Genomic DNA, 12,210 nt, shown 5'->3' with positions numbered 1-12,210 from the left:
AAAGTTTAAATGAGAGAAAGAGGGGATTAGACGATGGCTATTCAAGATTTACCAACTTTAAAATATACAGGGAAATCGGCAAGTGTTGCACCAATAGTGTCTGAAAATGAGTTGCAAACAGTGACTGCAGAACCTTGGGTTAAAATTTCTGATAGAGGATTACAATTAGAAGGCTTAAATTTCGATCGCGAAGGCAATTTATTCTTATTAGATGTCTTTGAAGGTAATATATTTAAAGTGAATACATCTACCAAAGAAGTGACTCGACCATTCGTGTCTGAAAAAGCGAATCCAGCAGCTATTAAAGTTCATAAAGATGGACGTTTATTTATATGTTATTTAGGCGACTTTAAGACGACAGGTGGTATTTTCTCAACTACTGAAGAAGGCGAACAATTTGAAGAAATTGTTTCTGAATTAAGCACAGAATACTGTATTGACGATATGGTATTTGATAGTAAGGGTGGTTTCTACTTCACTGATTTCAGAGGATACTCAACAAATCCTCTAGGCGGTGTTTATTATGTATCACCAGACTTCAAGACAATTACACCAGTGATACAGAATATCTCAGTTGCAAACGGTGTCGCATTAAGTACTGATGAACGTGTATTGTGGGTAACTGAAACAACTACAAATCGTCTTCATCGTATTGAATTAGAAGAAGATGGTGTGACTATTGCACCATTTGGCGCAACGATTCCATATTACTTTACAGGTCATGAAGGGCCAGATTCATGTTGTATCGATAGTGATGATAACCTTTATGTAGCAATGTATGGTCAAGGTCGTGTCTTAGTCTTTAATAAAAAGGGTTACCCAATTGGTCAGATCCTAATGCCAGGCCGTGATGAAGGTAAAATGCTACGTTCAACGCATCCACAATTTATTCCAGGTACAAATCAATTGTTAATTTGTACAAATGATATTGAGAATAACTCTGAAGGCGGTTCAATGATTTATACGGTCAATGGATTTGCTAAAGGTCATCAAAGTTACCAATTTCAATAGATGCAAATTTTTTAAGAACAAGTTAATTATTAGAGATATAAATAAGAAGTCGGGTTATACCCTTTCAATAAACAACCCCTCACTATAAGCGATGATAGTGAGGGGTTTAACACATTTATAATTGTGTTTTACTATTTAAGAGATAAAATGATGGATATGTTCATTATATTAATCTTCTAAACTGAATTCAGCTGATGCTTCAAATTTTACTTCTTTACCTAACATTACGCCACCAGTTTCTAATGCTTGGTTGAAGCTCATGCCATATTTTTCACGGTCAATTGTACCTGTAACAATAAATCCTGTTACTTGTGAACCGTTCATTGGATTTTTACTAATACCATTAAATTCAACATCGAAAGTTTCTTCGTGTGTTTCACCTTTAATAGTTAAATCGCCCGTTACTTTGTTCTCTGAAATTTCTTTAGTTTCAAATGTCCATTTATCATTTTCATCTGTTGCGAAGAAGTCACCAGATTTCAAGTGATTATCTCTATCTTCATTTTGCGTGTCGACTGAGCTTGGAATGATAGTTGCAGTTGCTTTAAGTGAACTTAAGTCGTTAATATCTCCATCTAATTGAACATCATATTGGGAGAAAGTACCTTTCACTTTAGATACCATTAAATGTTTGATTTGGAATTGAATATCACTATGTGCTTGATCAAATGTGAATTGAGTCATGATTACATTACCCCTTTTTCATAAGTTTTAAGTATAATAATTATACCTGATATAATTATTATAACATCGTTTGCTCAAGTTGCAATCAATAAGTTCTCAACATACTCATTTTTGAAAATAACTTCTATTAAACATTTACCCATTTTGAGCCATTGTTAGCTGTTATTTATATAAAAAGAGATGTGTAAAACTTTATTATCTAGGGAATAATCGTTGTGATAAACAATTTCTAAAGAGGTGAAGAAATATGAAAGATATCTCAAGAGGTATCAATCATATTGGTTTAACTGTACCGGATATAGAGGAAGCCACTGAATTCTTCAAAAAGGGTTTAGACGGAAAGATTGCCTATGATAGTCAAAGAAAAGATGAGAAACCACGTGGTGGTAAAGATGTAGAAAAAATATTGGGCATGAGTAAAGGTGCTCAAATCGTACATAAACGGATGATGGTATTTGGGAATGGTCCAAATATTGAGATGTTTGAATTCCAAAATGCAAAGCAACGAAAACCTGAAGCACTTCAAGATATTGGTTATACACATTTATCGTTTTATGTAGATGACTTTGAAGTGGCTGTAGCTAAAGTAAGATCAGCCGGTGGAGAACTTATTTCTGAGCCTCATAGTAATACGAGATATGAAGACACCGAAGGGAATCAAACAGTATATGTTAAAACACCATGGGGAAGTCTCATTGAATTACAAACCGTTCCAAATGGATTTTATTATCCTCCAGATAATGAAGCGGAACTCTTTACGCCAAGTGAATAATATATATTAAGTTTAACTTTTTATTATGTGAAACTGAGATAGTTCATCTGTCTCAGTTTATTTTTATGAAAATAATTTTTTAGATAGTAAAAGAATGAGTGTGTATAACTACTGATTATCAAACTATACATAAAAACCCCCTTCAAAGTGGCTCTCTTCGAAGGGGTAGGGGAAATAAGGTTAATTTAGTTTCAACTTTTTGTTACTTCTAACTTTTACAATATTTATTAAGGGTTTTGGGGTCAGGGGAGAGCCCCAAGTAAGGACTTTAATATTTTATATTTTACAGGGAAAGGGTTAATTATTTAGATTCATAATAATTTAATTCTAAATCTTTTGATGTTTGTTTACGAGTTTCTCTCATTAATTGAACATCATTTATAAGTGATTGACCATATGAAGGAATCATATTTTGTAATTTAGGTTTCCATTCATTTTCGTAGTCAGCGAAGTTTCGTTCTAGAACTTCTAACGCTACAGAAACTGAAGTTGATGCTCCTGGTGATTCTCCTAATAATGCAATAACTGAGTGATCTTCAGAGTTCACAACTTCTGTACCGAATTGAATGAATCCTTTACCGTGCTCAGGCGTATCTTTGATAACTTGAACACGTTTACCTGCAGTGTATAATTGCCAATCTTCGTCACGAGCTTCAGGGTAGAACGTGCGTAAGTGGTTCATACAACCTTCTTTTGTCATCAATACTTGGTCGATTGAATACTTGATTAAAGGTAAATTTTTAACTGCAGATGCAAGTAGTGTTGTAATGTTGTATGGTTTTACAGATTTAAATAAATCTAAGTTAGAACCATTTTTTAAGAATTTAGGACCGATATTCGCAAACGGACCAAATAATAATGTTCTTTCACCATCAATATAACGCGTATCAAGATGAGGTACAGTCATTGGTGGTGTGCCTGGTGGTTCTTTACCATATACTTTAACGTCGTGTTCATTAATGACTTCAGGGTTAGTACAAATTAAGAACTGACCGCTAATAGGGAATCCACCAAGGTGCTTGCTTTCAGGGATACCAGTTTTTTGTAATAGTGGAATAGCGCCACCGCCAGCACCTATAAAGACGTAATCCGCGAATACAGTTTCCTCTGAACCATTGTTACGGTTTCTTACTTTCACTTCCCAGATGCCGTCTTGACGTCGGTTGAAATCAATGACTTCATGATTATATTGAACATCAGCATTAGGATGTTGCTCAATATTTTTAGCCATTTTACGTGTTAACTCACCATAGTTAACATCGGTACCTTCGTCAATTTTACTAGCTGCCATGATTTCATTGCCAGTACGACCTTTCATCATCAATGGCATCCATTTTCTCATTTCTTCGATATCTTCCGTATATTCGATATTGTCAAACATAGGGAAGTTACGCATCGCTTCGTAACGGTCCTTTAAGAATTTAACGTTATTCTTACCTCTTACGAAACTAATGTGAGGAAGTGGATTAATAAATTCTCTAGGGTTATCAATGTTGCCACTTTTCACAAGGTGTCCCCAGAATTGCTTAGAAATCTCAAATTGTTCATTGATTTCTTTCGCTTTTTCTATATCAATTGAACCATCCGGTTGTTGAACTGTATAATTCAGTTCGCATAACGCAGCATGTCCAGTACCGGCATTGTTTCTTTCGTTAGAACTTTCAATACCTGGACGATCTAAACGTTCATAGAGTTTGATGTTCCAATTAGGTTCTAATTCTTTAATCATAGAACCAAATGTCGTACTTAAGACACCAGCGCCAATAATAACTATGTTTTTTGACTCATTGTTAGCCATTTTTTGCTCACCTTTCTTAAAACAGAACTCGTGCAAAAATAATTAAATTATTGCGCTGAGTCTTATTATAATTGCTAACAATCTATAACAAAAATACATATTTTCAATAATACCTATTCCATTTTGTAATAATTTAGACATAATATGCTCATTGATTAGACACAAATTAGGAGTAGAACTTGAATTTAATTATATGTCCTACTCCTAATAAATGAGAAGATGGCTACCATAAGTTGGAGCCCCGTAAGCAAGAAGGGCTAGAATTGAAAGAAACTTGATATAAGCACATCTTCAGTACAACCATCTACAGCTTATATATTAATAAATAAGACTGCGACAATCATTTATGTCCAGCCTCAAATTTTATTCATTAATGCATGAGAGAGTATGATTAATAACTCTTCTATTGGTTTACTACTTTCATCTAAAATATGGAAGCTCACTTGTCCTTCATTTTTAGCCCAATGAGATAGTTTTTCATTCTCATAATTCGTAATAGTACATGTTTCTGGGCTCGTCTTTTTAATAAAATAATCTTCATTATCATAAGTGAATTTAACCGGTTTGTTCACCAATGTGAACTCTTTCATCTCAATATGAGTACCTCTGTAATTACAATGAATCTCTCTAAAGTTTCTAAAATTTGGAATACATTTAGAAGTAAATATTACATTTTTCTCTAAATCCCTAACGACATAAGAGGTATATATTCCTGCTTGAGGAATAATAATGTCTAATCCTTTAATAAATGGGTTAGGGTACGATTTACGTATGTATAAATAGGGATTTCCATCATCATACATCGTCTTCCATCTCGTATCAAAGTAATTGCTGAGTGTATAAGTAATCATCCTTCATCAACCTTCGATTTGTAAATTTTCATTATAAATATATTCCCTATTTTTAGGAAAATAAAAACTAAAATCATAAATTTTTTTAAATTAAATAGATCTAAATAAAATAAAACACTATACGAGATAGTTAAACGAGCGTGGCTATGTCGTCGCATAGAGTTTTAATGTGTAAATGAGTTAGCTAAAAACTTCTCATTAAGTCTTACATTTGTAGGTGGGGGTGAGGCTTAGGTTTGTCTGAGGTAAGACATCCTGTATGCTAGTTCAACGTTAAATTTATGACTAGTTTGAAGTAAAAGGTAGGAAAAAAGGGTATATGCTAAAAAGTCAGTAATAAACACATTGAGGTGGTGGGTATATGTTAGAAACCGATAGACTTTACTTATTAAAACCAGATATGGAACATCTTGATGCGCTTTTCCAACTACATACGAATAATGAATCAACAAAATACACACCTAAAGGTATACACGAGAACAAAGATATTACTAAAGGATTTATAAAAGGTTGGAGAAGACATTGGGAAGAAAATGACTTTGGATACTTTATGTTAATAGCCAAAGATACTGGAGAATTAGTAGGGATGAGTGGTTTTGAATACCGCACCATTAATTATCAATTATTCTTAAACTTATATTATAGACTTTTTCCAAAATATACAGGTGAAGGATTAGCTACTGAAGCAATCGAAATGATATCACGATGGATGAAACAATTTGATGCAGTAACACCGAAACTTATACGAACGAATCAGGTCAATGAATCTTCTATTAAGCTTGCCGAACGTTTAGGATATGAATTAAATGATACGTGGAATAATATTATAAATGATGGGGATCGTTGTTATTTTAAGCAACAGTTAAATGTTCCTTTGTAAATATTTACGTTATTGAGTGAGATAATTTTTATCTCGCTCTTTTTTTATGCGTATTCAAATCATTGTTTAGTCAGCCTAATACATAGATATATATTTAAACTCATTATTCGTTTGAACTCTTAAAGTGAATATAAAGCGATAGTTTTTGATATTAACATTAAATCAAAATAAAATTAAGATATATTTAATAATATTGTATACCCCATTAATGTTATATTGATTATTGTATGATGATATTAATTTGAGGGATGAGATAATGAGAAAGACTTTATATTTATTTTTTGTTTCTATTTTGTTGATGGTATTTATTTTAGAGGGATGCTCAAAACAGAAAGATTCTCACACTGAAGATAGTGAAAATGAAAATATGTATGCAAGGCATCAATCAAAAATGACTAAAGATTGGCAAACATACGATGGTGAAATATACCATATCTTTTATCATCCACTTATTACTGACGCTAAAGTGGCATTTTCGGGGAGCCCACAAGAAGCCAAAGGTAATAACGACTGGATGATTACAGCTAACGAATTTAAAAAATCTCTAGAAGAGTTACATAAAAGAAATTATATTTTAATTGATCCACACGATGCTTATGATTTAAAAGCAAAAACGATAAATAAGAAGAAATTAAAATTACCTAAAGGTAAAAAACCATTAATACTATCTATCGACGACATGAACTATTATGAGTACATGCGTGGAAAAGGGTATGCCGACAGATTAGTTTTAGATAAAAATAAACATGTTGTGTCAGAAACGAAGCAAAAGAATGGCAAAGTAACACATTCTAAAGACGATGATATCGTTCCAATATTAAATGACTTTGTTAAAAAACACCCTGATTTCTCTTTAAATGGACAAAAAGGTGTAGTTGCATTAACAGGATATAATGGCGTTTTAGGATATCGTACAAATGAAACAGATAGTAAGCATTATAAGGACCGTAAAGCTAAAGCAACAAAAGTAGCTGATGCAATGAAAAGAGATGGTTGGACATTCGCCAGTCACTCATATGGACATATTAATTTTGAACAATCATCTTTTGAAGGAATTGTTAAAGATACAAAACGTTGGGAGAAAGAAGTGACACCCATTGTAGGTAAAACTGATTTATTTATTTTCCCCCATGGTGCACAGGATAGAGATACGCCAGCATATAACTATCTGATTAAAGAAGGTCACTTTAAATATTTGGCTGGAGTAGGACCTAATAACTTTACGGATGTTGAACCAGATAATGTATATCAAGATAGAGTTGCAGTAGACGGTCTGAACTTATACGATTTTAAAGATAAATTAAAGCCTTTTATGAATCCTGAGAAGGTTTATGATAAACAAGATCGCAGTTACTTTAAAGGGAATAAAGATTATCAACAAGAATAAATATTCGTTAATAAGATGAAGTTATGCGAATTATTTACTTTCATAATTTCATTCAGATAATTACTCATAACAAGTAAACAGGCTAAGACATTAACGTTATGTCCTAGCCTGTTTTACATTAAGAAATAGCATAATAAATCTTACTCGTAAGGATTGCCAAATTTTCTACAATATTCATAAAAGCCAAATCTGTTCATAAAAGAGATTTTATCAATGTTTTCATCAGAATCCAGATTTATCATTTTAAGAACTTGTTCAGTAAATTCAATAGGCGCAGTTCCATTAGCAGTAACAAGATGATTATCACGAATGGATTGAGTATTTTTAAATGATTTATGATTTAAATAATTAGGAAATTCAGCCCATAATTGAATTGAATTTCCAGTATGATGATATTGATTTAAGAAACCATTTTTAGCTAAATAGTCTACAGCACCACAAATCGCACCGATAGGTTTCGATGAATTAAAATTCTCATTAATGAAATTTAATAAAGTAGTTGATTCAATATGCCAGTTATTACCACCAATTAGTATTAATAAATCACCAGTTGGACATCTTTGATTTAAATTATAATCAATCAAAGTTTTAAAACCACCTATCGATGTAACAATATCTTGTAGAGAGACAGTTTTAACTTGCCATTCAGAGCTTTGATTAAGTTCAGAATTAAGATATGAGGCTTCCCAATCTGCATATTCATCTAATAATAAAAATAGAGCTGTTTTCATAGTTAAACTCCCTTAATTAATGTCCTTTATGCTTTTCTTTCGATTTTTGTCTTTTTATAGACCTCTTATACGCTTTTAATTGTTCTTTATGGCTTTTCTTTAGTTTTTTTCGTGATTTCTTTTTTAACTCTTGTTCTTTCTTTATAGCTTCTTGAGCCATTGTAGTAAATTTAGGCTTTTTTTGCTCCTTAGCTACTTCTCTTTGTAATCTCTTGGGATTAACTTTCTTGACTTTCTTTTGAACACTTATCCGCGTATGTGTGTTATCAATTAAAGACTCTAAATCCTCCTTGATAAATTTAAGAACGTCTTCGTCATTTGGCTCTGGACCAAAGACGTGTTTAGAAAATCGAACTGAATTATTGTTATTGAATTCAACTAAACCTATAAAAAACTGACCATCATGAAATATTGATAATTTCATGTATAGTCCCTCCTCTATTAAATATTGAAATGATGGACAACCTGAGGAGGAGGGTTACTGACAAATCTTATGATTTGCATTGGGACTACCAACCCAATTGTGTTTTTACATTTCACTGATAAGTATTACATGAACAAGTCAATATTACAAAAACACTTAATTTATAGAGCTCTTGAAGCAAGTTAATTTAATCCTCTTATGCGCGTGTATTCGGTATTTTTGAAAAGTTGAGTAAAACTTGATATAAGTATATGTAAAGTACATAAACTAACAAGAATATTAGAAAAATGAAATCAGGTGATACGATGTTTCGAAGAATACTATATATAACAGGCACGATAGGATTAACATCATTACTTTTAACTTCTCAAAGTTATGCAGTAGAAAAGCCCACACCTCTAGTCAATAAAGAAGAAAATGCTAATATTTCAACTCAATATGAACCTCAATCACTCACGCTTACTACAAAACAAGGTCAAATTTTATACAATTACAACGAAAATAAAAAAGTAGATCCTGCCTCTTTAACTAAAATGATGACAATGTATTTAACATTGGATGCAGTTAAATCAGGAAAAATACATATGAAAGATAAAATAAAAATTACATCTAAACAAGCGCAATTATCTCAAAAGTCTAACCTTTCTTCGGTACCGTTAGAAGCAGGACAAACATATACTGTTAAAGATATATTGAGCCAAACCGCTTTAGCTTCAAGTAATGCTGCTGCTTTAATTCTAGGCGAAAAGGTATCAGGTTCGACTTCTACTTTTACAGATAAAATGAATCAGCAGGCTAAAACATTTCACATGAAAGACACACACTTTACAAGTCCAGCTGGTGCTGATACTGAATTATTAGGATCTAGCGCACCTCAAAAGTATAAGAACCAAGGGAAGACTTCCAGTACGTCTAAAGATATGAATATCATGATGTATCACATGATCAAAGAGCACCCTGAAATACTTAAAACCACACAAAATAAATCAGATACACAAAAAGGACAATCATTTGAATCTACGAATTTATCTTTGAAAGGTCAGCCGAAATATTATAAAGGGACTGACGGACTCAAGACTGGTACGAGTGATTCCGGATATAGTTTAGCTTTAACCAATAAGCAACATGGTGTGAGATTAAATGAGACGATTTTAGATGTTACACCATATCCTAGTGAAACAGCTAAATTAAATCGTAATGAAATTGCGAATGATATGATGAAATATTATCGGAAGCAATATGAATATAAAAAGGTGTTATCTAAAGGTGAACATCAAATTGATGGCAAAAAATACACAGTAAAAAAAGACTTATATGACGTCGTACCTAAACATAAAAAATGGTATATTGCGATTAATGATAAAGGGAATGCTTACGTTCACTATCAACGACATTTTCTAGATGGCGCTTCTTATCCATCGGTAAAAGCTGAAAAGAAAGGTAGTGGCTTATTTGGATGGTTATCGCATTGAATAATGCGATAACTTTTTTATTGATCTACAAAAGCGCTATATCTTATTTATTACTTATGATTGCAAAAAGTGTGGTGCATTCACTATAAGACACTCGATGAACGTTCAATATCATTACGCACAGTGTCCGCACTGTAATGAAAACAGCAATACGTGTTTTTAATGCCTTTTAAACTTAATAAAAGGATAGCAAGTTAAAGAAACGAATTGAAAGAGGGCATGGACCTTGGATTGTTCCTAAAACAAATTCACCCAAAACTAGACGTAAAAAAGCCATACAAGGAAGATCTTGGATGGCTGGACATTAATGATTAAAACCTCTATTATAATTTCTTCTGAAGATTCATAATCATTCTTGATAAATAGATGAGGGATTGCAAAACTATCTTTATATAGATGTGTTTTCAATCCCTCTCTTTTATGAATATAGTTTAGAACTTCTTTATATTTGTTTCTCTGATACCATTGATTATTTTAACTACCTCTATAGTTAACTCATCAACAGATCGTTCTTGACCTTCTTTAAGCCAAGCATAAATGATACGTAATATACCACCTGCTATAAATTCTTTATAAACTTCTAAATCAATAGTGAAACGTATACCGTGCCTTATGTCGAAATTAACTTGTCTCTCTACACCTTTATAAAGTTGCGTATAGACGATACGTGTCACTTCATCATAATACGAAATGGTAAAGATACTTTGAATCGTTTCTCGATTTTCAATTAAAAAATAAAGCGTATCTCTGACGATATTTTCAAAATATGATTTAGGCTGTTTGACTAATAAACTCTCTGAATGAGATTCATGCAAACTATTGGAAAAGTTGGCTAAGACTTGGTTTAATAAATCGTATTTATCACTATAGTGACGATAAAAAGTAGAGCGTCGTACCATAGCACGATCACACAAATCTTGAACTGTAATCTGACTAAAATTTTTAGTTTTAAGTAATTCTAAAAATGAATCCATTAGAGCACGTTGTGTCTTCTTAACACGTAAATCATTGCTATTCATTATTGTTCACCTCATTAATCGGACACTTCAAAATCTGTGTGACTTAAGCGACATTTTTTGTATTTTGGCTACTCAATAAAATTGAAGCCGATGTATAATTATTGTTAGTTAAAGTCTCTGACTTATTAATTAACTAAAGTATAGTTATAGTTTACTACTATTATATGTGATAACAAAATATATAATTTAGTTATACAAATATTTATTCGTAATTAGAGAAGGGTTGTTAAAATATAAGAAGGAGATTTTAAATGATAAAGTCAGTATTCACTTGGCTTTTATGGGAAATCATTTAATCGAGAGGGAATCATGACGAACATAACTATTCATCATGATTTCCTCTTAATTTTCACCTTTAGTATGATAGTTGTGCACGCCATCAAGTAGGGTCACCATTTCTTTAGTTAACTCATTGATCGAGCGTTCTTGACCATCTTGAATCCAAGCATACATTGTTCTCAATATTCCCCCGGTTATAAATTCAGCAAGTATTTCTATATCGACATCGAACTCAACGCCGTGCTGTATTTCAAACTGTATTTGTGCTTTCATCCCTTCATATAATTGTTTGAATATAATATCGGTCACTTCATCATAAAGCGCTAATGTTAATACATTTTGAACAATAGACTTATGATTATATAGATATTGTAATGATTCGTGAATGACCTTTTCGAAATGAGCTCTAGGATTCTCAGGGTTTAATGTTGAGAAATGCTTCTCTCTTACTCTGAAAATTAATTTTCGTATTAATAACTTAAGCAAATCGTATTTATCATCAAAACGTCGGTAAAACGTTGAACGTCTTACGAGCGCTTTATCACACAAATCTTGCACTGTTATTTGATTGAACTCTTTTGCTCTTAAAGTTTCAAATAAAGCATCTAATAGAGCTTTTTCTGTTTTTTCTACACGCAAATCTTTACTCTTCATTATACACCTCTAAAAAAGAGACATTTTTGATTAAATGTCACATAAGTATCAGATAGCTTAATTTGGATATACATTGTTTGAATTTAAGTTGGTATAATAACTTTTGTAATAATAATTTAATTAACATGTTCAAAGCAATGGTATTACTATGTAAGCCATACTAACTCATTTAATTGGGCTTTGTGGGTTAGTATGTTTTGTGTGGTAATTAGAGTATACTTTTTTATTTTTCTCAAAATCACTTAAAC

General features: G+C 32.1%; 12 protein-coding genes. 5 read left to right on the top strand and 7 right to left on the bottom strand.

What is annotated here, in order from left to right; all coding sequences use genetic code 11:
• Positions 1 to 33 precede the first annotated feature (33 nt).
• Positions 34 to 1,011, top strand: a complete 978-nt coding sequence (locus tag MHI13_RS21360) for an SMP-30/gluconolactonase/LRE family protein (protein WP_002434936.1) — start codon at positions 34 to 36, stop codon at positions 1,009 to 1,011.
• A 168-nt stretch (positions 1,012 to 1,179) separates the two neighbouring features.
• On the opposite strand, the gene MHI13_RS21355 is transcribed toward MHI13_RS21360, so the two are convergent.
• Positions 1,180 to 1,695, bottom strand: coding sequence for a YceI family protein (locus tag MHI13_RS21355; protein ID WP_002434930.1), 516 nt, complete (start codon positions 1,693 to 1,695; stop codon positions 1,180 to 1,182).
• A gap of 247 nt (positions 1,696 to 1,942) precedes the next feature.
• On the opposite strand from MHI13_RS21355, the gene MHI13_RS21350 reads away from it, so the two are divergent.
• Positions 1,943 to 2,467, top strand: a complete 525-nt coding sequence (locus tag MHI13_RS21350) for a VOC family protein (RefSeq protein ID WP_002434905.1) — start codon at positions 1,943 to 1,945, stop codon at positions 2,465 to 2,467.
• A 301-nt stretch (positions 2,468 to 2,768) separates the two neighbouring features.
• Here MHI13_RS21350 and lqo read toward each other — a convergent pair whose 3' ends face one another.
• Positions 2,769 to 4,301, bottom strand: coding sequence for an L-lactate dehydrogenase (quinone) (gene lqo / locus MHI13_RS21345; protein ID WP_087671605.1), 1,533 nt, complete (start codon positions 4,299 to 4,301; stop codon positions 2,769 to 2,771).
• A 320-nt stretch (positions 4,302 to 4,621) separates the two neighbouring features.
• The gene (locus MHI13_RS21340; protein ID WP_023350936.1) at positions 4,622 to 5,116 is read right to left on the bottom strand and encodes a tubby C-terminal domain-like protein; all 495 of its coding nucleotides are present in this window, start codon (positions 5,114 to 5,116) and stop codon (positions 4,622 to 4,624) included.
• A gap of 361 nt (positions 5,117 to 5,477) precedes the next feature.
• Between MHI13_RS21340 and MHI13_RS21335 the strand changes: the two genes are divergently transcribed.
• On the top strand, positions 5,478 to 5,996 hold the full coding sequence (locus MHI13_RS21335; RefSeq protein ID WP_002434913.1) for a GNAT family N-acetyltransferase: 519 nt from the start codon (positions 5,478 to 5,480) through the stop codon (positions 5,994 to 5,996).
• 253 nt (positions 5,997 to 6,249) lie between these two features.
• Positions 6,250 to 7,383, top strand: a complete 1,134-nt coding sequence (locus MHI13_RS21330; RefSeq protein ID WP_232502473.1) for a polysaccharide deacetylase family protein — start codon at positions 6,250 to 6,252, stop codon at positions 7,381 to 7,383.
• Between the two features lie 140 nt (positions 7,384 to 7,523).
• Here MHI13_RS21330 and MHI13_RS21325 read toward each other — a convergent pair whose 3' ends face one another.
• Both MHI13_RS21325 and MHI13_RS21320 read right to left on the bottom strand, forming a co-directional pair.
• A complete protein-coding gene (locus MHI13_RS21325; protein WP_002435025.1) occupies positions 7,524 to 8,114 on the bottom strand; it encodes a type 1 glutamine amidotransferase family protein in 591 nt (196 codons plus the stop codon).
• Between the two features lie 16 nt (positions 8,115 to 8,130).
• On the bottom strand, positions 8,131 to 8,538 hold the full coding sequence (locus tag MHI13_RS21320; RefSeq protein WP_002435047.1) for a YjdF family protein: 408 nt from the start codon (positions 8,536 to 8,538) through the stop codon (positions 8,131 to 8,133).
• A 305-nt stretch (positions 8,539 to 8,843) separates the two neighbouring features.
• On the opposite strand from MHI13_RS21320, the gene pbp4 reads away from it, so the two are divergent.
• Entirely contained in the window at positions 8,844 to 10,010 is a 1,167-nt protein-coding gene (gene pbp4, locus MHI13_RS21315) for a penicillin-binding protein PBP4 (RefSeq protein ID WP_340762110.1), read from the top strand.
• A 431-nt stretch (positions 10,011 to 10,441) separates the two neighbouring features.
• Here the strand turns inward: pbp4 and MHI13_RS21310 are convergent, their stop codons facing one another.
• Together MHI13_RS21310 and MHI13_RS21305 are read right to left on the bottom strand one after the other, a co-directional pair.
• A complete protein-coding gene (locus MHI13_RS21310; protein WP_002435036.1) occupies positions 10,442 to 11,029 on the bottom strand; it encodes a TetR/AcrR family transcriptional regulator in 588 nt (195 codons plus the stop codon).
• A 342-nt stretch (positions 11,030 to 11,371) separates the two neighbouring features.
• Complete coding sequence (locus tag MHI13_RS21305) at positions 11,372 to 11,962, bottom strand: TetR/AcrR family transcriptional regulator (protein ID WP_002434987.1); 591 nt, start codon at positions 11,960 to 11,962, stop codon at positions 11,372 to 11,374.
• Positions 11,963 to 12,210 lie beyond the last annotated feature (248 nt).

Source organism: Staphylococcus sp. FSL K6-0223 (assembly GCF_038008285.1).
Note: the sequence above shows the minus strand (reverse complement) of the source record. Positions and strands in the feature narration are given on the sequence as shown.

Bases quoted from the DNA above. Each gene is read 5' to 3' on its own strand.
- MHI13_RS21360 (WP_002434936.1), top strand. From the start codon at position 34: ATGGCTATTCAAGATTTACCAACTTTAAAATATACAGGGAAATCGGCA.
- MHI13_RS21355 (WP_002434930.1), bottom strand. From the start codon at position 1,695: ATGACTCAATTCACATTTGATCAAGCACATAGTGATATTCAATTCCAA.
- MHI13_RS21350 (WP_002434905.1), top strand. From the start codon at position 1,943: ATGAAAGATATCTCAAGAGGTATCAATCATATTGGTTTAACTGTACCG.
- MHI13_RS21340 (WP_023350936.1), bottom strand. From the start codon at position 5,116: ATGATTACTTATACACTCAGCAATTACTTTGATACGAGATGGAAGACG.
- MHI13_RS21335 (WP_002434913.1), top strand. From the start codon at position 5,478: ATGTTAGAAACCGATAGACTTTACTTATTAAAACCAGATATGGAACAT.
- MHI13_RS21325 (WP_002435025.1), bottom strand. From the start codon at position 8,114: ATGAAAACAGCTCTATTTTTATTATTAGATGAATATGCAGATTGGGAA.
- MHI13_RS21320 (WP_002435047.1), bottom strand. From the start codon at position 8,538: ATGAAATTATCAATATTTCATGATGGTCAGTTTTTTATAGGTTTAGTT.
- pbp4 (WP_340762110.1), top strand. From the start codon at position 8,844: ATGTTTCGAAGAATACTATATATAACAGGCACGATAGGATTAACATCA.
- MHI13_RS21310 (WP_002435036.1), bottom strand. From the start codon at position 11,029: ATGAATAGCAATGATTTACGTGTTAAGAAGACACAACGTGCTCTAATG.
- MHI13_RS21305 (WP_002434987.1), bottom strand. From the start codon at position 11,962: ATGAAGAGTAAAGATTTGCGTGTAGAAAAAACAGAAAAAGCTCTATTA.